The 21,886-nt window shown below is 64.4% G+C and carries 20 protein-coding genes; 13 read left to right on the top strand and 7 right to left on the bottom strand.

Features of this window, described 5'->3' with window-relative positions:
* Positions 1 to 4 precede the first annotated feature (4 nt).
* Entirely contained in the window at positions 5 to 874 is an 870-nt protein-coding gene (gene ccoP / locus ACT6Q8_RS16585; RefSeq protein WP_444733052.1) for a cytochrome-c oxidase, cbb3-type subunit III, read from the top strand.
* A gap of 70 nt (positions 875 to 944) precedes the next feature.
* On the opposite strand, the gene ACT6Q8_RS16580 is transcribed toward ccoP, so the two are convergent.
* Both ACT6Q8_RS16580 and ACT6Q8_RS16575 read right to left on the bottom strand, forming a co-directional pair.
* Positions 945 to 1,148 (bottom strand): hypothetical protein, encoded by a 204-nt coding sequence (locus tag ACT6Q8_RS16580; protein ID WP_444733051.1) that lies wholly within the window; start codon positions 1,146 to 1,148, stop codon positions 945 to 947.
* Positions 1,148 to 1,417, bottom strand: a complete 270-nt coding sequence (locus tag ACT6Q8_RS16575; RefSeq protein WP_444733050.1) for a hypothetical protein — start codon at positions 1,415 to 1,417, stop codon at positions 1,148 to 1,150. Before ACT6Q8_RS16575 ends, ACT6Q8_RS16580 begins: the two co-directional genes overlap by 1 nt.
* 225 nt (positions 1,418 to 1,642) lie before the next feature.
* Here ACT6Q8_RS16575 and ccoG point away from each other — a divergent pair, with 225 nt between their 5' ends.
* The 10 genes from ccoG (at position 1,643) to ACT6Q8_RS16525 (ending at position 11,752) form a co-directional block, all read left to right on the top strand.
* On the top strand, positions 1,643 to 3,193 hold the full coding sequence (gene ccoG, locus ACT6Q8_RS16570; protein ID WP_444733049.1) for a cytochrome c oxidase accessory protein CcoG: 1,551 nt from the start codon (positions 1,643 to 1,645) through the stop codon (positions 3,191 to 3,193).
* 3 nt (positions 3,194 to 3,196) lie between these two features.
* Positions 3,197 to 3,676 carry a FixH family protein gene (locus tag ACT6Q8_RS16565; RefSeq protein ID WP_054169779.1) on the top strand — a complete coding sequence of 160 codons (480 nt, stop codon included), beginning with the start codon at positions 3,197 to 3,199 and terminating at the stop codon, positions 3,674 to 3,676.
* Entirely contained in the window at positions 3,673 to 6,174 is a 2,502-nt protein-coding gene (locus ACT6Q8_RS16560; RefSeq protein ID WP_444733048.1) for a heavy metal translocating P-type ATPase, read from the top strand. The genes ACT6Q8_RS16565 and ACT6Q8_RS16560 overlap by 4 nt, the downstream gene beginning before the upstream one ends.
* Complete coding sequence (ccoS, locus tag ACT6Q8_RS16555) at positions 6,171 to 6,353, top strand: cbb3-type cytochrome oxidase assembly protein CcoS (RefSeq protein WP_054169778.1); 183 nt, start codon at positions 6,171 to 6,173, stop codon at positions 6,351 to 6,353. Before ACT6Q8_RS16560 ends, ccoS begins: the two co-directional genes overlap by 4 nt.
* Before the next feature lie 73 nt (positions 6,354 to 6,426).
* A complete protein-coding gene (locus ACT6Q8_RS16550; protein WP_054169777.1) occupies positions 6,427 to 6,609 on the top strand; it encodes a hypothetical protein in 183 nt (60 codons plus the stop codon).
* 160 nt (positions 6,610 to 6,769) lie between these two features.
* A complete protein-coding gene (locus ACT6Q8_RS16545; protein WP_156344807.1) occupies positions 6,770 to 7,408 on the top strand; it encodes a helix-turn-helix domain-containing protein in 639 nt (212 codons plus the stop codon).
* Between the two features lie 51 nt (positions 7,409 to 7,459).
* A complete protein-coding gene (locus ACT6Q8_RS16540) occupies positions 7,460 to 8,266 on the top strand; it encodes a ParB/RepB/Spo0J family partition protein (RefSeq protein ID WP_444733047.1) in 807 nt (268 codons plus the stop codon).
* A gap of 76 nt (positions 8,267 to 8,342) precedes the next feature.
* Complete coding sequence (locus ACT6Q8_RS16535; protein WP_054169774.1) at positions 8,343 to 8,852, top strand: GAF domain-containing protein; 510 nt, start codon at positions 8,343 to 8,345, stop codon at positions 8,850 to 8,852.
* Positions 8,853 to 9,195: 343 nt separating this feature from the next.
* Complete coding sequence (locus tag ACT6Q8_RS16530; protein WP_054169773.1) at positions 9,196 to 10,908, top strand: MFS transporter; 1,713 nt, start codon at positions 9,196 to 9,198, stop codon at positions 10,906 to 10,908.
* Positions 10,909 to 11,083: 175 nt separating this feature from the next.
* On the top strand, positions 11,084 to 11,752 hold the full coding sequence (locus ACT6Q8_RS16525; RefSeq protein WP_444733046.1) for a response regulator: 669 nt from the start codon (positions 11,084 to 11,086) through the stop codon (positions 11,750 to 11,752).
* A gap of 552 nt (positions 11,753 to 12,304) precedes the next feature.
* Here the strand turns inward: ACT6Q8_RS16525 and ACT6Q8_RS16520 are convergent.
* The 4 genes from ACT6Q8_RS16520 to ACT6Q8_RS16505 are packed head-to-tail and all read right to left on the bottom strand — an operon-like array spanning position 12,305 to position 17,023.
* Complete coding sequence (locus ACT6Q8_RS16520) at positions 12,305 to 13,276, bottom strand: ABC transporter permease (protein ID WP_444733045.1); 972 nt, start codon at positions 13,274 to 13,276, stop codon at positions 12,305 to 12,307.
* A 4-nt stretch (positions 13,277 to 13,280) separates the two neighbouring features.
* Positions 13,281 to 14,411 carry an ABC transporter permease gene (locus ACT6Q8_RS16515; protein WP_444733044.1) on the bottom strand — a complete coding sequence of 377 codons (1,131 nt, stop codon included), beginning with the start codon at positions 14,409 to 14,411 and terminating at the stop codon, positions 13,281 to 13,283.
* Positions 14,408 to 15,979, bottom strand: a complete 1,572-nt coding sequence (locus ACT6Q8_RS16510) for an ABC transporter ATP-binding protein (protein WP_444733043.1) — start codon at positions 15,977 to 15,979, stop codon at positions 14,408 to 14,410. The genes ACT6Q8_RS16515 and ACT6Q8_RS16510 overlap by 4 nt, the downstream gene beginning before the upstream one ends.
* A 36-nt stretch (positions 15,980 to 16,015) precedes the next feature.
* A complete protein-coding gene (locus tag ACT6Q8_RS16505) occupies positions 16,016 to 17,023 on the bottom strand; it encodes a BMP family lipoprotein (RefSeq protein ID WP_054169769.1) in 1,008 nt (335 codons plus the stop codon).
* Between the two features lie 274 nt (positions 17,024 to 17,297).
* Here ACT6Q8_RS16505 and ACT6Q8_RS16500 point away from each other — a divergent pair, with 274 nt between their 5' ends.
* Positions 17,298 to 19,331 (top strand): PhoX family protein, encoded by a 2,034-nt coding sequence (locus tag ACT6Q8_RS16500; protein ID WP_444733042.1) that lies wholly within the window; start codon positions 17,298 to 17,300, stop codon positions 19,329 to 19,331.
* A gap of 198 nt (positions 19,332 to 19,529) precedes the next feature.
* Positions 19,530 to 21,131, top strand: coding sequence for an alkaline phosphatase D family protein (locus ACT6Q8_RS16495; protein ID WP_444733041.1), 1,602 nt, complete (start codon positions 19,530 to 19,532; stop codon positions 21,129 to 21,131).
* A 26-nt stretch (positions 21,132 to 21,157) separates the two neighbouring features.
* On the opposite strand, the gene ACT6Q8_RS16490 is transcribed toward ACT6Q8_RS16495, so the two are convergent.
* Complete coding sequence (locus tag ACT6Q8_RS16490; RefSeq protein WP_054169766.1) at positions 21,158 to 21,778, bottom strand: hypothetical protein; 621 nt, start codon at positions 21,776 to 21,778, stop codon at positions 21,158 to 21,160.
* Between the last annotated feature and the right edge of the window lie 108 nt (positions 21,779 to 21,886).

Genomic DNA, 21,886 nt, shown 5'->3' with positions numbered 1-21,886 from the left:
TCCCATGCCGACCAAGATCGAAAAGGACGCCACCACGGGCACGGAAACGACGGGCCATGAGTGGGACGGCATCAAGGAACTGAATACGCCGCTGCCGAAATGGTGGCTGTACACCTTCTATGCCTGCATCGTCTGGGGCGTGATCTATACGGTCCTGTTCCCCTCCTGGCCCACCCTGTCCAGCCATTTCGGTGGCACCGCCGGCTATTCAAGGCGTGGCGAGGTGGCGGCGGATCTGGCAGCGCAGAAGGCCGGCCAGGCCGAACTGCGCGAAAAGATCGTGGCCATGGACATTGACAGCATCCGCAAGGACCCGGCCCTGATGGGCTATGTCCAGGCGGCGGGCCGCGTGGCCTTTGCCGATAATTGCGCGGGCTGTCATGGGGCGGGCGGGGCCGGTGCCGTGGGCTTCCCCACGCTGGCCGATGATGACTGGATCTGGGGCGGCAAGCCGGACCAGATTTTGCAGACCATCACCTATGGCATCCGCAACGCCAATGAGAACAGCCGCGTCTCCGACATGCCGCGCTTTGGCGCCGACAGCCTGCTGACCAAGGAACAGATCGGTGACGTCGCCGATTATGTCCTGTCGCTGTCGGGCACTACGGGCAAGGCCGACGCCGTGGAACGCGGGGCCTTGGTCTTTGCCGAGAATTGCGCGGCCTGTCATGGCGAGAAGGGCGAGGGCATCCAGGATATGGGCGGCCCGCGCCTGTCGGACGGCATCTGGCTGTATGGCGGCGACCGGAAAACGGTGGTGGAGACCATCACCTATGCGCGGCGCGGCAACATGCCGGCCTGGATCGAACGCCTGGACCCGGCCACGGTGAAGGTGCTGGCCACGTACGTTCACGCCCTTGGTGGCGGGCAGTAACCCCCCAACCCCTTTGCCCCCACCCAACTTGCACCCCGCCGGAGAGAGACCGGCGGGGTGTTTTGTTTTGTCAGGTCCGGGGTGTGGCCTTGGGCGGTGGCCGCAGCGCCTTAATGGCGGTCAGTACTTGGCGAAGCAGGCTGGCCGGGATTTCGCCATAGATGATCAGGCAGGGGCGCACTTTTCGTCCCGTCTCCTCACCCTGCTCAAACTGGTTGCACCAGAGGTACGAGAAATGGACAACCAGCCCCGGTGCCGGGGGTGGCAGGACCATTATTCAGCCCCGTCCATCAGATGATCCAGCTTGTGGGCATCGGCACTGGGCTCTGCGCGGTCAATATCGTCCCACGTATCCTCCGTCAACTCACCCGGATGATAGGCTTGCCGCGCGGCCTTGGCCTGTTGGAGGATTTCAAAATCCTCGGCGGAGACGTAGTAGCCCACGACTTTCCCGTAAGAGGTGACGGCAACCTCTTCCCGCTGAACCTTGCGCTGGTAGGTGCCGAACTGCCGGACGAACTCGGCTGATGTGACCACAACCATGTTAGCTTCTCCGGTTACGCATCTTCTGTATTTTACGTAAGACTTGGTGCTGGGCAAGCGTGGTATGGTCCAAACGGTTCCCCCCCCTGCGACCAAACATCCCCATCCCAATCATTCCCCCATCATTTGATTTATCGCAACGCGCGCCGCACAGCAGAGGCCTAGGGTACGGTCAGGGTGGGTTGCCCACCGAACTGTTCATGACCGTTTCCAAGGGGTGCCCCGATGGCCGGACCGGAGACATTGCTGGAGAAGGCGGCGGCTGCCGATGCGGCGCAGGCGGCGTTTGAGACGGGGGTGGGGCGCAAGCCGGCGGCCGCACCCAAGGGGGCCGACGTGCCGCCGCCGTCGCTCTATGCCGCGCGGATCAAGGTGCAGCCCAAGTCGGTGACGGGCAAGTACCGCACCATCAAATGGGCCGTCCTGATCTTCTGTCTGACGCTGTACTACCTTGCCCCGTGGGTGCGGTGGGACCGGGGGCCGGATGCGCCGTCACAGGCCCTGCTGATCGATATCGGTGCACCGCGCGCCTATCTGTTCGGGATCGAGATCTGGCCGCAGGAGGTCTATTTCATCACGGGCCTGCTGGTGATCGGGTCGCTGGGCCTGTTCCTGGTCACTTCCCTGTTCGGGCGGCTGTGGTGTGGCTATGCCTGTCCGCAGACGGTATGGACCGACCTGTTCATGCTGGTCGAACGCTGGATCGAGGGCGACCGGGGGGCGCGCATGCGCCTGGATAAGGCGCCGATGAGTGTCGAGAAATTCACCAAGCGCACGGCCAAGCATGCGGCCTGGCTGCTGATCGCGCTGGCGACGGGCGGTGCCTGGGCGCTGTATTTCAACGATGCGCCGACCTTTGTGGTGGAGTTCTTCACGGGTCAGGCGACGCTGGTCCAGTATTTCTTCGTGGGTCTGTTCACGGCCACCACCTATGTCCTGGCCGGATGGGCGCGCGAACAGGTCTGTACCTATATGTGCCCCTGGCCGCGTTTCCAGGCCGCCATGCTGGACGATCAGTCGATGGTGGTCACCTATGAGCGCTGGCGCGGGGAGAAGCGGGGGCCACATAAGGCGGGCACCAGTTGGGACGGGCGCGGCGACTGTATCGATTGCGGGCAGTGCGTGGCCGTCTGCCCCACGGGCATCGATATCCGCGACGGGTTGCAGCTGGAATGTATCGGCTGTGGCCTGTGCATCGACAGCTGCAACCAGATCATGGACAAGGTGGGCCGCCCGCGTGAGCTGATCACCTTTGATACCGAGGCGCGGCAGCAGGCGCGCGCCAAGGGCGGGCGTGCTAAGTGGAAGATCGTGCGGCCCCGCACCACGCTTTATGCAGGCCTGCTGGTCCTGGTCTGCGCCGTGATGCTGGCGGCATTGCTGCTACGGACGACCGTGGAAGTGAATGTGCTGCGTGACCGGGCACCCCTTTTCGTGACATTGTCGGACGGTGGGGTGCGCAATGGCTATACGCTGAAGGTTCTGAACAAGCGGCGGGAGCCAGTGGATTTCCTGTTGAGCCTGAAAGGCATGAAGGACGGGCATCTGCTGGTTCAGGATGTGGGCGAGGCGGGCGAAGGCCAGTCGGTGATCCTGCCTGTGAAGCCCGACAAGGTGGCCACCTTCCGCGTGTTCGTGACCGCCCCGCCCGACAAGGAACGGGATGAGCGGGTGGAGATTGAATTCGTGCTGACCAACCCGGTGCGCGGGGAAGGCGACGCCTATGACGCGGTGTTCGTCGGCCCGCATGTCCGCCACCATCACGACAGGGATTGAGCCATGGCCATGACCATCGATCAACCGCGCAAGAGCAGCTGGATCCCCTGGGTCTTTGTGGGCGCCATGCTGGTCGTCATCCTCGTCAATGCCGTGATGGTGACCTATGCCATCAATTCCTATTCCGGGCTGGCGGTGGACAAGCCCTATGAGCGGGGCGTGCGCTATAATGACGTGCTGGCGGCCCAAAAGGGGCAGGACGCGCTGGGCTGGCGCGTGTCGGTGAATGTGGAGGGGGGCCAACTGGTCCTGCGCATCCAGGACCGGGACGGGCAGCCGTTGGATCGCGTGGGCATTACCGGCCGGCTGGAACGCCCCGTCAGCAATGAGGCGCCGCTTTCCCTGGTCTTCACCGCCACGGGGGCGGGGCGGTTCGTGGCGCCGCTGAACACACCGCATCCCGGCCAGTGGGATGTTAAGGCGGCCCTGCGCCATGGCGATGAGCAATATCTGCTGGTCCAGCGGATCGTGGTGACAAAATGACCCGCGCCACATCCCCCGTAATCGTGACCGATCACGCACATGACATAGGCTGCATCCATTGCGGGCAGCCGGTGGCGGCGGGGGAGCGTTTCTGCTGTACCGGTTGCGCGGGTGCCTATGCCCTGATCCATGATCTGGGGCTGGATGCCTATTACGCGCGCCGCGACGCCAATGCGCCGGCCCCGGCAGGAGAAGAGGCGGCGGCGCTGGACCTGTCGGGCGCGGTGGAGACGCTGCCGGACGGGGCGCAGTGTCTGCGGCTGGTCGTGGATGGGGTGACCTGTGGGGCCTGTGTCTGGCTGATTGAAAGTGCGTTGCGCCGGGAAGCGGGCGTGACGGCGGCGCGCGTGAACCTGACGACGCGGCGCTTGTCCGTGACGTGGCGGGAGGGTGCGCCGGACATGGCGGGGCATCTGGCCGGCATCGTGCGGCGGTTGGGCTATCGCCCCGCCGTGGCGGGCACAGAAGGGGCGGATGATCCGCAGAAGAAATCCGAACGTGAACTGGTGCGGGCCATGGCGGTGGCCGGGTTCGGCATGATGAATATCATGCTGCTGTCGGTGTCGGTCTGGTCCGGCCATGCCGGCAGCATGGGCGATGCCACGCGCACCCTGATGCATTGGCTGTCGGCCCTGATCGCCGTGCCGGTCGTGGCCTATGCGGCGCGGCCCTTCTTCCGGTCGGCCATCACTGCGCTGAAGGCCGGGCGAACCAATATGGATGTGCCCATCTCTCTGGGCGTGACGCTGGCGACCACGGTCAGCCTGTGGGAGACGGCGCGGCATGGGGAACATGCCTATTTCGATGGCGCCGTCATGCTGCTGTTCTTCCTGCTGGTGGGGCGGTTTCTGGATGCGCGTGCGCGGGGCCGGGCGCGGAGTGCAGCAGAACATCTGCTGGCACTGGGCCGGGCACCCGTGATGATGCTGAACGAGGCGGGCATGGCCGTGCCCACGGCCCCGGCGCAGGTGCCGGTGGGGGCCACGGTCCTGGTCGCGGCGGGAGAGCGGATCGGCGTGGATGGGGCCGTGGCGGACGGGGTGTCGGATATCGACACCTCGCTGGTCACCGGGGAAAGCCATCCACAGCCGGTGCGGCCCGGCGACACGCTGTTTGCCGGCATGGTCAACCTGTCGGCCCCGCTGCGCGTGACGGTGACGGCGCGCGGCGAGGGGACCCTGCTGGCCGAGATCGTGCGGTTGATGGAGGCCGCCGAACAGGGCCGCGCGCGCTATGTGGCGCTGGCCGACCGGGTGGCACGGGCCTACACGCCCGTGGTCCATACCGCCGCCCTGGCGACCTTCCTGGCCTGGGTGCTGGGCGTGGGGATTGCCTGGCAGCAGGGGCTGTTCATCGCGGTGGCGGTGCTGATCATCACCTGCCCCTGCGCCCTGGCGCTGGCGGTACCGGCGGTGCAGGTGGTGGCGACGGGGCGGCTGCTGCGCGGCGGCATCTTGCTGAAATCGGCCACGGCGCTGGAGCGGCTGGCCAAGGTGGATACCATTGTCTTTGACAAGACAGGCACGCTGACCCTGGGCCGGCCCGACCTTCTGCCCGATGGGGACCGCGATGCGGCGGACCTGGAACTGGCGGCCACACTGGCGCGGGCCAGCCGGCATCCGCTGTCGCGTGCCATCGCGCGGGCCGCAGGGCCGGGACCGGTGGCCGACGGCGTGCGGGAGGTGCCGGGGGCCGGCCTGGAGTGGCAGGGGCCGGACGGTATGGTGCGCCTGGGCCGGCGCGGCTTTGTCGGGCCTGTCAGCGTGCCGGGGAGCATCATCGAGGGGCCGGAACTGTGGCTGGCGCGTCCTGGCCGGCAGCCACAGCGCTTCACCTTTGCCGATGCGCCGCGTGCCGATGCCGTGACCGTGGTGGCGACCTTGCGCCGCAAGGGATACCGCCTGGCCCTGATTTCCGGGGACCGGGAACCGGTGGTAGCCGCCATGGCGGCGCGCCTGGGCATTACAGACTGGCGGGCCGGCGTGGACCCGGCGGGCAAGGCAGCGGCGCTGGCCGCGATGAAGGATGAGGGCCGCCATGTCCTGATGGTCGGCGATGGGCTGAACGATGCGGCGGCCCTGTCGGCGGCGGATGTCTCTGCCTCCCCCGGCAGTGCCGTGGATGTGGCGCAGACCGCCGCCGATGCCGTGTTCCAGGGTGACCTTCTGGCCCCGCTGGCAGAGCTTTTGACGGTGGCGCGCAAGGCCGACCGGCTGGTGCTGCAGAACCTGGGTTTCTCGCTGCTCTATAACCTGTGCGCGGTGCCCATCGCCATGCTGGGCCATGCCACACCGCTGATCGCGGCACTGGCCATGTCCTCCTCCTCGCTGGTGGTGCTGGGCAATGCGCTGAGGTTGTCGGGGGCACCTTTGCGTTTTCCTCAAGCGCCGGCGCTGCATCCGCAGCTTGGGCGACGCGGCACGGGCCGCGCGGCGGCGGTCGCCGCCGGTACTGTTTCCGGTCAGCCTAAAACAGCACTAAGGGAGATGCGTGGATGACCAGCCTGCTGTTCCTGATCCCCATCGCGCTGGGCATGGGCCTGATCGGTCTTCTGGCCTTTCTGTGGTCCGTGCGCAGCGGACAGTTCGAAGACCTGGACGGGGCCGGTGCCCGCGTCCTGTTCGATGATGAGCGGCCCCTGCCGCCCAGCCCACCGCACCCGAAAACGGGTGGTTAGAGTTTGTTCCGTCGTGTGATTCACGGTTTAAATGAATCTATTTAAACCGATCACACTCTAATAGGAGAGTATCATGATCGGTAACGTTTCGTTGCGCCTGTTGGGCGTTGTGCTCGGCTTTGTGGGTCTGTTCCTGGCGGCTGGCGCCAAGGATCTGGGCATGTTCCTGGGCGGGATGCTGTTCTGCCTGTTCGGAGTCGCGCTGAATTTCTGGTTGATCGCCCAGGATTATCCGCACGGTACGCAAAGGGTATAAGAAGGAAAAGGGGATGCCTTGCCTTGGCGTCCCCTTGTTTTCGGCGCGCCTGCTTCATTTTTTGTTTACCACGCCTATTTCCCGCTTCGTCCCCTGTTTGGAATCAGTGTAATAATCACTGCTGATGTGACAGGGCGCGCCGGGGACCATGCAAGGGCAATTGGTTGCAAGCGATAAGGTCTGTTGGCCGGAGATGCTGCGTCTGGTGCGCGGCACCCGGTTCTGGACCTTTGCCCAGATGGCGGCCCAGCTGAAGGTCCCGCCCAGCACCCTTCACCGCTGGGAAAGTGGCGCTGATATGCCCGATCTGTCGGCACAGCGTCTGGTTCGCGATCTTCTGGAACAGCCGGTGGGCACGGCGGACCTGTGTTCGCAAATCCGGCATGGCAAGGCCCCGCGCCATGTGTTCCGCACCGACCGCGATCCCCTGGCCGGCAAGCCCAGCCGTATTCTGGAAGTCAGCGATACGCTGGTCGCCGATCAGCCGTTCGGTCGTGATGTGTTTTTTGCCAATCGTACCCAGCAGCAGGCCGACCTGACGGCGGAGATCGACGCTATGCTGAACGCCCAGGGGCGGTTCTTTGGCGGGGAGATGGCGGTGGCCACCGTCCGCATGATCTGGCTGCAATATGTGCAGGGGGGCATGACGGTGCGCCATGCCCTGACCCGCTGGGTGCCCATGAAGCTGGCCGATGGCACGCCGGTCTGCATCTATGAACGCCGCACGGTGACGCCGTCGGCCTATATGTCGCTGCCCGCCCTGCCGGTTTTCACGCCGCTGGATTGCCTTGTGTCGTGAGGCATGCGCCCGCATTGACCCGCGGGTGCGATTGATCTAATGCCAGAAGCCATGTCTACCTATCCCGATGAAGCCGTGCCCGGCCCGCCGTTGATCCTGTCACTGGCCATCGACCGCTTGCGGCCCCGGCCCGACCAGCCGCGCAAATATTTCGATCTGGACGCGCTGGACGAACTGGCCGGCAGCATGGCGCGCGTCGGCATCCTGCACCCGCTGCTGGTGCGGGTGGCGGAAGGGGAGCTGGGGCTTTACGACATCGTGGCCGGCGAACGGCGCTGGCGCGCGGCGCGCAAGCTGGGCTGGGACTGGCTGCCCGTTCTGGTCACGGCGGGCGATGTCGATGAGATCAGCTTGATCGAGAATTTGCAGCGCCAGGAACTTAACGCCCTGGAAGAGGCGGGCGCGTTGCAGCGCCTGATGGACAAGCATCATTACACGCAGGACGCGCTGGGCCGGGCCATCGGTCGCACCCAGGGGCAGATCAGTTCCACGCTGCGCCTGCTGACCCTGCATCCGGACATCCTGAAAACCTACCCGCAGCATGAGCGGCAGATTTCGCGCTCCATGCTGGTCGAACTGGCCACCATCGATGAGCCCGAACGCCAGATGGCGCTGTGGGACCGCGCCTGTCAGGGATCGCTGACAGTGCGCGCGATTCGCGCCGAGAAGGCGGGCAACGCCCCCGCCAACCCGGCCACGGCAGGCCTGTCCAGCGACAAGGTGACGGTGGCCCTGCGCCACGTGGACCGCACCGTCACGGCGCTGGAACAGCTGAAAGTGGGGCCATCGGGCCTGACCGACGGGCAGCGCGCGCATCTGGCCGCCCTGTCGCGGCGTATCAGCGCTCTGATGGGCTGATCCCGTTCAATAATTGCATTGCCGCAACGTCGCGGCCCCAGCATTCTTGTGTACGGGATGGGCGGCGGAGGCGTGCATGCGGCATTTGCGGTCGGCCCTGGCGGCGTTTCGCGGGCGGGCCGAGGATTTGCCCCCCGTGTTCGAGGCGGCCTGCCGGGACATTGTCGAGGATCTGGGCGTCAGCAGCGGCAGCGTCTGGTTTTTTGATGAGGGCGATGGCCAGGCCATCGAATGTGCCGCCCTTTATGATGCCCGCGACGCCCGCGTCCTGCGCGGCACCAAACTGCGCGAGGCCGACAGCGCCCCCTATTTCGAGGCGCTGCGCCGCGAAAAGCGCGTGGTGGCCGATGATGCCATGACCCATCCCGCGACCGCGTGCCTGAAGAATTATCTGCTGCAACGCGATGTGCGCTCGCTTCTGGACCATGTCGTCTCCACGGGCGGGCGGGCCGTGGCTGTGCTGTGCTGTGAACAGGGGGGCCGCAAGCGCCTGTGGTCGGACCCGGATGCCGCCTATCTGGAACAGATGGCCATCATGCTGGGGGTGGCCTTCGACCTGCATATCGAGAGCCGGAGGCGGGGTTAGCTTTTTCTGTTCCTCAGGCGCCGGCGCCAATATCCGTTGGCTTGGCTTCACGCGGCACGTGCCGCGCGGCGGCGGTCGCCGCCGTGCCAAGGGTCATGATTGATGACCTTTGGCCTTATCCGTTAACGCCCCGCTTGTTGCGCTGCACAAATTAGCTAATGGTTTCAAGCTTCTGGACCAAGGTCGAAGCGACCAAGGTCGGGGCTGCGTTAACCTTCCGCCTGTCCCATCGTGGAAACCTCAAGGATCGACCCGGACGCCCATAACAGGCTGCCCGGCGGGCGGCGCATAATATCGCCGGGGCCGGTCCGTTTGTCGCCGATATGCGCAAAAGGGAGGGCACATGGCTAATGTGGCAGTGGGCGGGGCGGCACCAGCCCCGATGACCAAGGAAGAGAAGAAGGTGATCTTCGCCTCTTCGCTTGGCACCGTGTTCGAATGGTATGATTTCTACCTGTACGGCTCGCTCGCAGCCGTCATCGCCAAGCAGTTCTTCTCCGGCGTGAACCCCACCGCCGGCCTGATCTTCGCGCTGCTGGCCTTTGCCGCCGGTTTCTTCGTGCGTCCGTTCGGTGCGCTGGTGTTCGGTCGCCTGGGCGACATGATCGGCCGCAAATATACCTTCCTTGTTACCATCCTGATCATGGGCGCCTCGACCTTCATCGTCGGTATCCTGCCCAATTATGCCAGCATCGGCATTGCCGCCCCGGTCATCCTGATCGTCCTGCGCCTGTTGCAGGGTCTGGCGCTGGGCGGTGAATATGGCGGTGCGGCGACATATGTGGCCGAGCATGCACCCCATGGACGGCGCGGCAATTACACCGCCTGGATCCAGACCACGGCGACGCTGGGCCTGTTCTTGTCGCTGCTGATCATCCTGGCCTGCCGCACGTCGATGTCGGTGGAAGACTTCGAGAACTGGGGCTGGCGTATCCCGTTCCTGATCTCCATCGTCCTGCTGGGCATTTCCGTCTGGATCCGCCTGATGCTGAATGAAAGCCCGGCCTTCGTGAAGATGAAGGAAGAGGGTAAGCATTCCAAGGCGCCGCTGACCGAAGCGTTCGGCAACTGGAAGAATCTGAAGGTCGTCATCCTGGCGCTGTTCGGCCTGGTCGCCGGTCAGGCGGTGGTCTGGTACACGGGTCAGTTCTATGCCCTGTTCTTCCTGACCTCCATCCTGAAGGTTGATGCGTTTACGGCCAACATCCTGATCGCGGTCGCGCTGGCCATCGGCACGCCCTTCTTCATCTTCTTCGGCAGCCTGTCGGACAAGATCGGTCGCAAGCCCATCATCATGGCGGGTCTGGTGCTGGCCATCATCACCTACTTCCCGCTGTTCAAGGCCATCACCCATTTCGCCAACCCTGCGCTGGAAACGGCGGTCGCCACCTCCCCCGTGGTCGTGGTTGCCGACCCCAACGAATGCTCGTTCCAGTTCAACCCGACCGCGACGGCCAAGTTCACCAGCAGCTGCGATATCGCCAAGTCGGCCCTGGTGGCCAAGGGCATTCCGTACAGCAACGAGGCCGCCCCCGCCGGCACCATCGCCCAGATCCGGGTGGGTGGCGTCAGCATCGAGAGCTATGATGGCAGCGGTGTTGTCACCAAGACGGAAGTAAACCTGGGCCATGGCCCGTCCGCCGCCCCGGCTGACCCGAAGGCCGCCGGTGCCGCCTTCACCAAGGCTGTCGGTGACGCGCTGGTCGCCGCCGGCTACCCGGCCAAGGCTGACAATGCGGCCATCAACAAGCCCATGTTGGTGCTGCTGCTGACCATCCTGGTCATCTATGTCACCATGGTGTACGGCCCCATCGCCGCCATGCTGGTGGAAATGTTCCCCACCCGCATCCGCTACACCTCCATGTCGCTGCCCTATCACATCGGCAATGGCTGGTTCGGCGGGTTCTTGCCGACCACCAGCCTGGCCATCGTGGCGGCCACTGGCGACATCTATTCCGGTCTCTGGTACCCGATCATCATCGCGGCAGGCACGCTGGTCATCGGCATGCTGTTCGTGAAGGAAACCAAGGATATCGACATCTACGCCGATGATTGATCATCGGTCGGTGGTTGCGATTTCCCCCTGAAAGCCTTGGCGGGTGGTGAAAACCACCCGCCATATTCTTTTTTGTCAAAAGCGTGCTTGCGTCGCGGGCGTGAAGGGCATTGAATCGGTGGTTAACAACAGTGGCGGAACAGCCACGGGGACAATTGCGGGAGGGGCGGAACAGATGTCGATCCGGGTGCTTGTGGCCGACGACCATCCATTGATGCGTGCAGCCCTGTGCCAGTCGGTGGCGGGCACCATGCCCGACCTGACGACCGTGGAGGCGGCGAGTTTCGGCGATGTGGAGGCCGTGCTGAAGCGCGAGCCGGCCATCGACACCATCCTGCTGGACCTGCATATGCCGGGCATCAACGGGCTGATCGGTCTGGCGCTTCTGCGCAACGAACATCCGACCATTCCGATCATCGTGGTGTCGGCATCCGAGGATGCGGCCACCATTCACCGCGCCATGGAATATGGTGCTGCGGGTTTCGTGCCGAAATCAGCGCCCATCACCCATATCGGCGACGCCATCCGCGCCGTTCTGGACGGGGCCGTCTGGCTGCCCAGTGCCGGCACGCCGGCCCATGCCCAGGCCCCCGTGGCCGATGCCGACATGGCCGCCCGCGTGGCGGGCCTGACGCCGCAGCAGCTGCGCGTGCTGGCCGGTATCGCGGAGGGCAAGCTGAACAAACAGATCGCGTATGAGATGGGCGTGGTGGAAACCACTGTGAAGGCGCATGTCACGGTGATCCTGCGCCGGTTGGGCGTGGTCAGCCGTACCCAGGCCGCCATCGTGGCGAGCAAGCTGGCCCTGGCGCCGGTCGTGGAGACGCAGGCGGAGGCATCGTAGGGGGCCGCCCGCTCAAAAAATACGGCAATACATGCGCGTTCCTGCCCGAGCAGGGAAAGATCAGATACCTTTGTTTTGCAACAATGCGTTAGCTCTTGAAAAAGCGGATCACTAAACTCCCGAGCGCAGCGCAGGCAGAGAACGCCAGGAAAACCCCAACAGCACCCCACCCAAATGCATACAATAGTCCAATAATAACAGCGCCAACAATAGCAAGACCTATAAGACTAATCAGTTTTGACATTTGTTCCCCCGAAGCCACGACGCAGAGTCAAGTTATTGTGGATGGAGGCTAATGTCGTCAAAAGAGTGAGTCAATTATTAAAGGATGTAAATATATAAGTTTATACTACTAATCATTCCCATTGTGTTGCGCGCTTCAGTTGGCCTGTGCCTGTTAAAATTTGAATGGCTCTCGGTTGACCGGAAACCACTCCGGCAGCGACCGCGACGCGCAGCGCCTGCGGGGGAAGCCAAGTGCACCCAGGCCGCCATCGCGGGGTCGAAATTGGCGCCCGTCGCGGAGACGCAGGCGACCTACGGAACTGCCTCTTATCGATCCTTCACATAGGGCCGCCCGCTGGCCTTGGGCGGGATGGCCTTGCCCACGAAGCCGGCAAGCAGCAGGACGGTCAGCAGATAGGGCAGGGCCTCGATCAGCTGCACCGGCACCTCGCCGATGCCGGGCAGGGCCACGCCCTGCAACCTTGTCTGCAACGCGTCGGCGAAGGCGAACAGGAGGCAGGCGAACAGGGTCGGCACCGGCTTCCACTTGCCCAGGATCAAGGCGGCCAGGGCCAGGAACCCCTTGCCCGCCGTCATGTTGGCCTGGAACCCGGCCCCTTGCGCCGTGGAGAGATAGGCGCCGGCAATGCCGCAGAGCAATCCCGCGATCAGCACAGCCTGATAACGCAGTCTGGTGACGGAGATGCCGGCGGTGTCGACGGCGGCGGGGTTTTCGCCCACGGCGCGCAGGCGCAGGCCGAAACGGGTGCGATAGGCGATCCACCAGGTCAGCGGCACGATGGCGAGTGCCAGATAGACCAGGATGTTATGGCCGCTGATCAGCTCAAAATAGAGGGGACCCAGCAGGGGGACGCCGCGCAGCGCTTCTGCCAGAGGCAGGATGATCTCGCCGAAGCGGGCATCGGCAGGCAGGTTGGGGGTGCGGCCCCCCATCTCAAACCAGGCATTGCCCAGCACCGCCGTCAGGCCCAGGGCGACGATGTTCAGCGCCACGCCGGACACGACCTGATTGCCCTTATGCGTGATGCAGGCAAAACCATGCAGCAGGGCCAGGATGACCGAGGCCAGGATGCCGGCACCCAGGCCCAGCCAGGCCGAGCCATGGATGGCGGCGGTGGCGGCGGCGGCAAAGGCCGCCACCAGCATCTTGCCCTCCAGCCCGATATCGACCACGCCGGCCCGTTCCGAATAGAAACCGGCCAAGGCGGCCAGCAGCAAGGGCGTGGCGAGGCGGACCGTGCTATCCAGCAGCGACAGAAGCGTCAGGAAGATGTCCATGGGATCAGGCCCCCGCCGGCTTGGAAGTCACCGCGCTGGGGCGGCGGGAGAACAGGCGCACCAGGGCCGGACGGAACATATGTTCCAAGGCGCCCGCGAACAGGATGACCACGCCCTGGATCACCACCACCAACTCCCGGCTGATGGTCGGGTAGTCGAAGACCAACTCCGTCCCGCCCTGATACAGCGCGCCGAACAGCAGGGCGGCAGGGATGATGCCAGCGGGATGGTTGCGACCCATCAGGGCGACCGCGATACCGGTAAAGCCCAGACCCGCCGGGAAATTCAGCATCAGGCGATGCTGCACCCCGTGCAATTCGTTCACGCCCAGCAGGCCCGCCAAGGCGCCCGACAGGGCCATGGTGATGACGATGACCCGCTTGGGATCAATGCCGGCATAAAGGGCGGCGTTTTCATTGGCACCGGTGGCGCGCAGTGCGAAACCCCAGCGCGTGTGCCATATGAAGGCCCAGACGCCGACACAGGCCAAAAGCGCCAGGAACAGCGAGAAATTCAGCGGCGAGGACGCCATCTCAATCCCGATGCCGGCCATCATGTCGGCCATCATGGGCAGGAACATCGACGCGCTGAACGTCTCGCTTTCTGGCGACATCTGCCCCGGTTTGATCAGCACATTGACCATCAGATAGACCATCAGCGAGGACGCGATGAAATTGAACATGATGGTCGTGATGACGATATGGCTGCCGCGATAGGCCTGCAGCCAGCCGGGGATCGCAGCCCAGAGCGCACCAAAGGCCGCACCGCCCAGCACCGACAAGGGCAGAGCCGCCCACCAGGGCCATCCGGGCAGGGATAGACAGACCAGACCGACGCCCAGGCCGCCAATATAGGCCTGCCCCTCACCGCCGATATTGAACAGCCCGCCATGAAAGGCGATGGCCACGGCCAGCGCAGTAAAGATCAGGCTGGTCGCGTAATAGAGCGTATAGCCAATGCCCTCGCCCGTGCCGACAGCACCGCGCAGCATGGTGCCGAGCGCGCCCACCGGGTCCTCCCCGATGGCGAAGATGACCAGGGCCGAGACCAGCAGCGCCAGGGTGACATTCACCACGGGCAGCAGCAGGCCGGTCGCCCACCAGGGAAGATTGTCGGAACCCGCACCCGCACTCATGCCGAAACCCCTTCAACAGCGGGTGTGTCCTTGATGCCCGCCATCATCGTGCCGATCCGGCCCTCCGTGGCCTCTGCCGCCGACAGTTCGCCCACGATCTCCCCGTCGCACATCACCAGGATGCGGTCGGACAGCGCCAGGATCTCGTCGAGTTCTGCCGAGACCAGCAGGATGGCCTTGCCCCGATCCCTCAGCGACACGAGCTGGCGGTGGATGAAGGCGATGGCGCCGATATCGACACCGCGCGTCGGCTGTCCCACCAGCAGGATGTCCGGTTCCCGGTCCATTTCGCGGGCCATCACCAGCTTCTGCTGATTGCCGCCGGAGAACAGCGAAGTGCGCAGATTGGGGTTGCCGGGGCGCACGTCGAACTGTTCCATTAACGAAACGGTCTTGGCGACCACCCGCTTCCAGTCTAGCCGCCAGCCCTTGGACAGGCCCTTATCCTGGTGATAGCCCAGGATGGCACTTTCATGGGCGGGGAATTCCTTGATCACGGCCAGTTTCAGCCGGTCTTCGGGCACATGGGCCAGGCCCCGGCGCCGCGCATCGGCGGCATCATATTTCGTGGCCGGGCCGATTTCATCGCCCTTCAGCGTGACCGTTCCGCTATCGAAACGGCACATGCCAGACAAGACCTCCAGCAATTCCGACTGGCCATTGCCGGCGACACCGGCGATGCCGACAATCTCACCGGCCCGCACGCTCAGGCAGGCATCCTTCAGGGTTGTAACGCCGCGCGCATCAATGACGTTCACATTCTGCGCCGACAGCAGGACAGGGCCGGGAGTGGCCGGGGCCTTGTCCACGGCAAGCGAGGTCTTGCGCCCCACCATGGCGTCGGCCAGGGCCTGTCGGTCGGTTTCCTTGGTGATGAATTCCGCCACCACCTGACCCCGGCGCAGCACCGACACGCGGTCGGTGATGGCCATGATTTCCTTCAGCTTATGCGTGATCAGCAGGACGGTGCGCCCCTGCTGGCGCAGCCGTTCCAGGATACGGAACAGCTGCTCCACCTCCGGCGGGGACAGAACCGCGGTGGGTTCGTCCAGGATCAGCACCTCTGCCCCGCGATAGAGCGCCTTCAGGATCTCCACGCGCTGCTGCACGCCGACGGGCAGGTCGGAGACCAGCGCGTCCAGCGGCACCTCCAGCCCGAATTGCTGTTCCAGGGCCTGCACCTCGGCCCGTGCCCGCGCCATGGCGGGGCCCAGTACCGGCCCGCCCTCATGCCCCAGCAGCAGGTTTTCCAAGACGGTGAAGGTCTCCACCAGCATGAAATGCTGATGCACCATGCCGATGCCCAGGCGGATCGCGTCCTGCGGCGTGCGGATATTCACCTGTTTGCCGCGCACCAGGATCTCACCCCCGTCAGCCTCATAGAAGCCGTAGAGGATGCTCATCAAGGTCGACTTGCCGGCGCCATTTTCCCCCACCAGCCCATGGATGCTGGCAGGGGCGAAACGCAGCGTTACGTCGCGGTTGGCATGGACGGGGCCGAATCGCTTGTCGATGCCGACAAGTTCGACCGCCCAGGCGGAGGAAACGGAAGGGGGGGCGGCCGACATGGGTCCTGCTCAGGCGCTAAGTCAGTCAGGGGACGATCAGTACTTGCAGCCCTTTGCGTCGTCATAATTGGCGACGATGCGGGCGCCGGACTTGATGTCGGCGGTGGCCTTGTCCACAGCCGCCTTCATGGCGGGCGTGATCAGCGCCTTGTTATTGTCGTCGAAGGCCCAGCCCACTCCATCCTCCTTCAGGCCCAGACGGCGGTGACCCGCCTTCCAGGTGCCGTCCTGTGCGGTCTTGAACGCCTCATAGGCGGCCACGTCCACACGCTTGACCATGGAGGTCAGCACCTTGCCGGGGAACAGGTGGTTCTGGTTGCTGTCGACACCGATGGACAGCTTGCCGGCATCAGACGCTGCCTGCAGGACGCCCATGCCCGTCTGGCCGGCGGCGGCGAAGATCACGTCCGCACCCCGGTCAAACTGGCTCTTGGCCAGTTCGGAACCGCGCGTGGGATCGGCCCAGGCGGCGGGTGTGGAGCCGGCCATGTTGGCCAGCACATTGGCCTTGGGGTTGGTGGCCTTCACGCCCTGTTCATAGCCGCAGGCAAAGCGGCGGATCAGCGGGATATCCATGCCGCCGACAAAGCCCACCGTCCCCGTCTTGGACGCCATGGCGGCCAGAACGCCGACCAGATAGGAGCCTTCATGTTCGGCGAATTCAATGGACTGCACATTGGGCAGGTTCACATTGCCGTCGATCAGGGTGAAGCGGACATTCGGAAACTCCTTCGCCACCTTTTCCACCGACGGGGCCATGGAGAAACCGACCGAGACGATGATGTCAGCGTTACGGCTGGCCAGACGGCGCAGGAACTGCTCGCGCTGTGCCTCGTTCGTGACCTCGAACCAGCGGAAATTGGTGCCCGTATCCTTCTTGAACCGTTCGGCGCCGTTATTGGCCCCTTCATTGAACGACTTGTCGAACCGCCCGCCCATGTCGAAGACGATGGCCGGTTCGAACCCGAAGGCGGGCGCAACCGTGGCGGCGGTGGACATGAAAAGGGCAAGGGCCGCACAGGCGGCACGACGGGTAAACTTCATCGGCTCCGTTCCGAACAGGGGAACCCCTGGCGGCCTTCCCGATGCGGGCGCCACCGGGAAAGGGTCCCAGCAATCTTACCAGCCTGTGAAGCTAGCCAGTTCGCAGGCGCACGGCAAGGTGACAAAGCCGGCCTTTCCGTTTGGCGATGCGGAATCTGTCGCCTGTGTCACATCGCCGCCCTGCCTGTGAGGCACAGGCCTGTCAAATAACTGTAGCCTCATAGGCGTATGTAGGCTGACAAAGCCCCTTTTCCCGCTGGAGCCTGTGCGTCCCATGTCCGAGAACCGTTTCCTGACCCATGAAGAGTTTGAAGCCATCCAGGACAAGGGTGCGTCGCCGGACAGTGAGCCGACCTTTGGCGAGGTGGTGCAGGCCCGGCTGGGGCGGCGCGACATCCTGCGCGGGATGCTGGGCACCAGCGCCATCGCGGCCTTTGCGCCTGCCGTGCCCGTGGCCCTGATGGCCGGTGAGGCAAAGGCCCAGGCCGGATTCGGGTTCAATTTTGAGGAACTGACGCGCGGCATCGACGGTAATCATCATGTGGCGCCGGGATATGATGCGGATGTCCTGATCCGCTGGGGCGATCCGCTGTTCGCCGACAGCCCGGATTTCGACCCGTACAAGCAGACCGCCGACAGTCAGTTGAAGCAGTTCGGCTATAATTGTGACTTCACCGCCTTCTATCCCCTGCCGCAGGGCAGCAACAGCGCCGATCATGGGCTGTTATGGGTGAACCATGAATATACCCAGGCCGAGATGATGTTCCCCGGCCTGGCGCCGGAGGGGCAGGACAAATACCCGCCCGAGTCCGTGACCAAGGAGATGGTGGATATCGAGATGGCGGCCCATTCGGGCAGCATCGTCGAGGTCCGCCGAGGCAAGGATGGCAAATGGGCCTATGTGAAGGGCGGCAAGTTCAACCGCCGCCTCAATGCGCTCAACACCAAGATGGCGTTCACGGGCCCGGCCGCCGGCCATGCCCGCATGAAGACCAAGGATGATCCCGAGGGCCGGACCGTCATCGGCATGCTGAATAATTGCGCGGGCGGCGTCACCCCCTGGGGCACGGTGCTGTCGGGGGAGGAGAATATCGATGGCTATTTCATGGGCACCATCGACCAGACCCATCCCGAACAGCGCAATTACGACCGCATGACGGTGCCGTCCCCCTGGTATCAGTGGGGCCGGTTCCATGACCGGTTCCATATCAACAAGGAACCGTTTGCCGCGAATCGCTATGGCTGGATCGTGGAGATCGACCCCTATGACCCGACCAGCACGCCGCGCAAGCTGACGGCGCTGGGAAGGTTCAAGCATGAAGGCGCGGGCGTCACCCTGAACAAGGATGGCCGGGCCGTTGTCTATATGGGCGACGATCAGCGGTTTGAGCACGTGTACCGGTTCGTGTCCAAGGGCAAGTATGACCCGGCGGACCGCAAGGCCAATATGAAGCTGCTGGACGAGGGCACCCTGTCGGTGGCGCGGTTCGATGCCGATGGCACCGTCACCTGGCTGCCGCTGGTGCAGGGGCAGGGGCCGCTGACCCCGGCCAATGGCTTCAAGGATCAGGGTGATGTAGTCATCGCGGCCCGCATCGCCGCCACCCTGGTGGGAGCCACCCGCATGGACCGGCCGGAAGATGTGGAGGTCAATCCCAAGACCGGCTTGGTCTATGTCATGCTGACCAATAATGACGACCGGTTGCCCGACGATCCCGTCCACCCGGCCCAGATCCGCCCCAATGCCGCCAACCCGCGCCCGGCCAATAGCTGGGGCCATATTGTGGAAATGGTGCCGCCCGGCGGCGACCATGCGGCACAGAAGTTCAAGTGGGAAATCCTGGTCAAGGCCGGCAATCCCGCCGACCCGAAGACGGGGGCCAGTTTCAACAAGGCCACCACGGAAAATGGCTGGTTCTCCTGTCCCGATAATTGTGCCTTCGACAGCATGGGACGGCTGTGGGTGGGTACCGACCAGGGAGCCAAGTGGCAATGGACCTCCGGATCGTCGGATGGCATCTGGGCCATGGAGACGCAAGGTCCCCTGCGCGGTACCGCCCGCCTGTTCTTCCGCGTGCCGGTGGGGGCCGAACTGACGGGTCCCAGCTTCACGCCCGATGACCAGACGCTGTTCGTATCGATCCAGCATCCGGGATCGGACGCGGTGGACAAGGTGACCAAATCCGGCAACCGCCAGGGCACCTTCGCCGATCCGGGCACCCGCTGGCCGGACTTCAAGGACAATATGCCGGCGCGGCCATCGGTGGTGGTGATCACCAAGAAGGGTGGCGGGGTGATCGGGGTGTGAGGTTTCGCTGGGCGTAGCGCCCTCACGGTCCCGTCATCTCGTTGCAACGTATCGGACACTTGCCAATCCGCCCTGACCTCTGTCACAAGCAAAGGTGACTAAACCGGCATGCCGGTTCGTTCTTCTTCGCATTCACGTCTTGCGAACGGCCCGCCAGGGAGGCGGCCTGGGCGGGGCGTTATTGGTGGGTTGTCCTTGATGAAATCCGTGCTGCCGTCCACGCTCGCCCTGTCCCGCCGCCAACTGCTGCGCGGGGCCGGTTCGCTGGCGGTGGCGGCGCTGGCCATTCCGGTGGCGCCGCGTCTGGCCTTTGGTGCGGTCAATTTCATCGATTACCCGTTCCAGCTGGGTGTGGCGTCGGGTGAGCCCTGGCCCGATGGGTTCGTGATCTGGACGCGGCTGGCACCCCGGCCGCTTGAACCCGGTTACGGCATGTCCAGCGACATCATCCCTGTGGATTGGGAGGTGGCGGAGGACCGGCTGTTCCGCAAGGTGGTGACCAAGGGCACGGGCCTCGCCCATCCCGAACTGGGCCATGCGGTACATGTGGAGGTTTCCGGGCTGCTGCCGGGTCGTCCCTACTGGTACCGGTTCCGCTGTGGCGACCATCGGTCGATGCAGGGCCGGGCCGTGACGGCACCCGCTGCCGGCGCGCCGCTGTCCAAGCTGCGCTTCGCCGTCGCAGGCTGTCAGAATTACGATCAGGGCCTGTTCACGGCCTTTGACCATCTGGCCCGCGAAGAGGTGGATTTCGTCTATCATTATGGCGACTACATCTATGAGGGGCAGTCGCGGCCCTTCTATTTCAGCCGGCATCTGGAAGATACGGTGCCCAGCCCGCGCCGCGCCGACCTGCCCGACCCGGTGTCGCTGGACGAATATCGCCGGCGCTATGCCAAGTACAAGCTGGATACCGACCTGCAGAATGCCCATGCCGCCGCCCCCTGGATCGCCGTCTGGGACGATCATGAGATCGTGGATAACTGGGCGTCGGACTTCAACTGGGACAATACCCCGCCCGATATCTTCCGCCTGCGCCGCGCGGCGGCCGCCCAGGCCTATTATGAGCATCTGCCGTTCCGGCGCTCCTCCCTGCCCGACGGCGCGCGCATGCAGCTGTTCCGCAAGTTCGCGTTCGGCGATCTGGTCGACATGCATGTGCTGGACACCCGCCAGTATCGCAGCGACCAACCGTGTCGCGATGGGTTCCGCCCGGCCTGCCCGGATGTGGACAATCCCAACCTGACGGTACTGGGCGAGGCGCAGGAAAAGTGGCTGTTCGACGGGCTGGCCCAAGGCAAGGCGCGGTTCAACCTGCTGGCACAGCAGGTGATGCTGATGCCGTGCGACCGGGAGCCGGGCGAGGCCAATATCCGCAACCTGGACACCTGGGACCCGTACCGCGTGGCCCGCGCCCGCCTGTTGAAGCATATCCAGGGCAACAATATCCGCAACACCGTCGTCCTGACCGGTGACGAGCATCAGAACATCGTCGGCAACGTGATCTTCGACGACAAGGACCCGAACAGCGCCGTCGTGGCCAGCGAGTTTGTGGTCACCTCCATCTCGTCTGGTGGCGATGGCGGCGACCAGCGGCCCGCCGCCAAGGGCATGTTGGCCGAGAACCCGCATATCAAGCTGATCAACGACCAGCGCGGCTATGGCATCTGCGAGGTCACGCCCAAGCACCTGACCATGGACCTGAAGGTTCTGGATCAGGTCACCACGCACGGCGGCAAGCTGTCCAGCCGCGCCAAATTCGCGGTCGATCCGGGTAAGCCGGGGGTGCAGAAGGGGTGAGGTTCAGGCCACCCCTGCCGATGGCATCAGTTACGCGGTGGGGTGGAGAGGGAGCGCAGATAGTCCATGATATGGCGCGCCTCCAGCTTTTCCCCGGCGCTGGCGTCGGGGCGCAGACGTTGCACCGCCAGGGCTTCCAGCATCTGACGTTGCTGTTCCTGCGTGTTCTGTCGCTGCACCTGCACGAACAGCCGGATCAAGGACAGGGGTGTGTCGTTCCCGACGGATAGCTGAAATGGCCGCGTGCCATCGCCGCGGCTGTCCAGGATGGTCGTGAACTGGTCGCCCTGTCGGCGCAGGAACAGCAGGTAAGGGGCATTACGTGTATAGACCGGTAGGGGGCAGACCGGGCTCAGTGTCAGCAGCGCATCGTCCAGGCGCCCCACCACGGGCACAGTGACGCCGGTCGTACCCTTTACCACTTCAATCGGCTTGAACCCGACCTCGGGTGGCCCTGTGAAGGTCTTCGTCAGATCGGGCCGTAGCGGCCAGGACCCGGTGGCACGGGCCAGCAGTATCAGGTCCGCGCGGGCCACCAGTTCGTAGACGGATGCTTGGCTTTCATCCTCCACCATCTCGCAGGACCATGACGGATGCGGCAGCAGAAGCAGCAGGGCGGTTAGAACGCGGCGGACTACGGTGCGCATGGCGGCTCCGGTTGGGCGAATTCATGACCAGACTGGCGCAGGCGGGCATGATTGCGCAACCCATCCCCCGACCATCGCCCCCATGACGCCGGCCCCGCAACGGGCGTA

The organism is Niveispirillum sp. (assembly GCF_052437035.1).
In the GTDB taxonomy this organism is placed as follows: domain Bacteria; phylum Pseudomonadota; class Alphaproteobacteria; order Azospirillales; family Azospirillaceae; genus Niveispirillum.
This window is presented reverse-complemented; position numbering and strand designations above follow the sequence as displayed.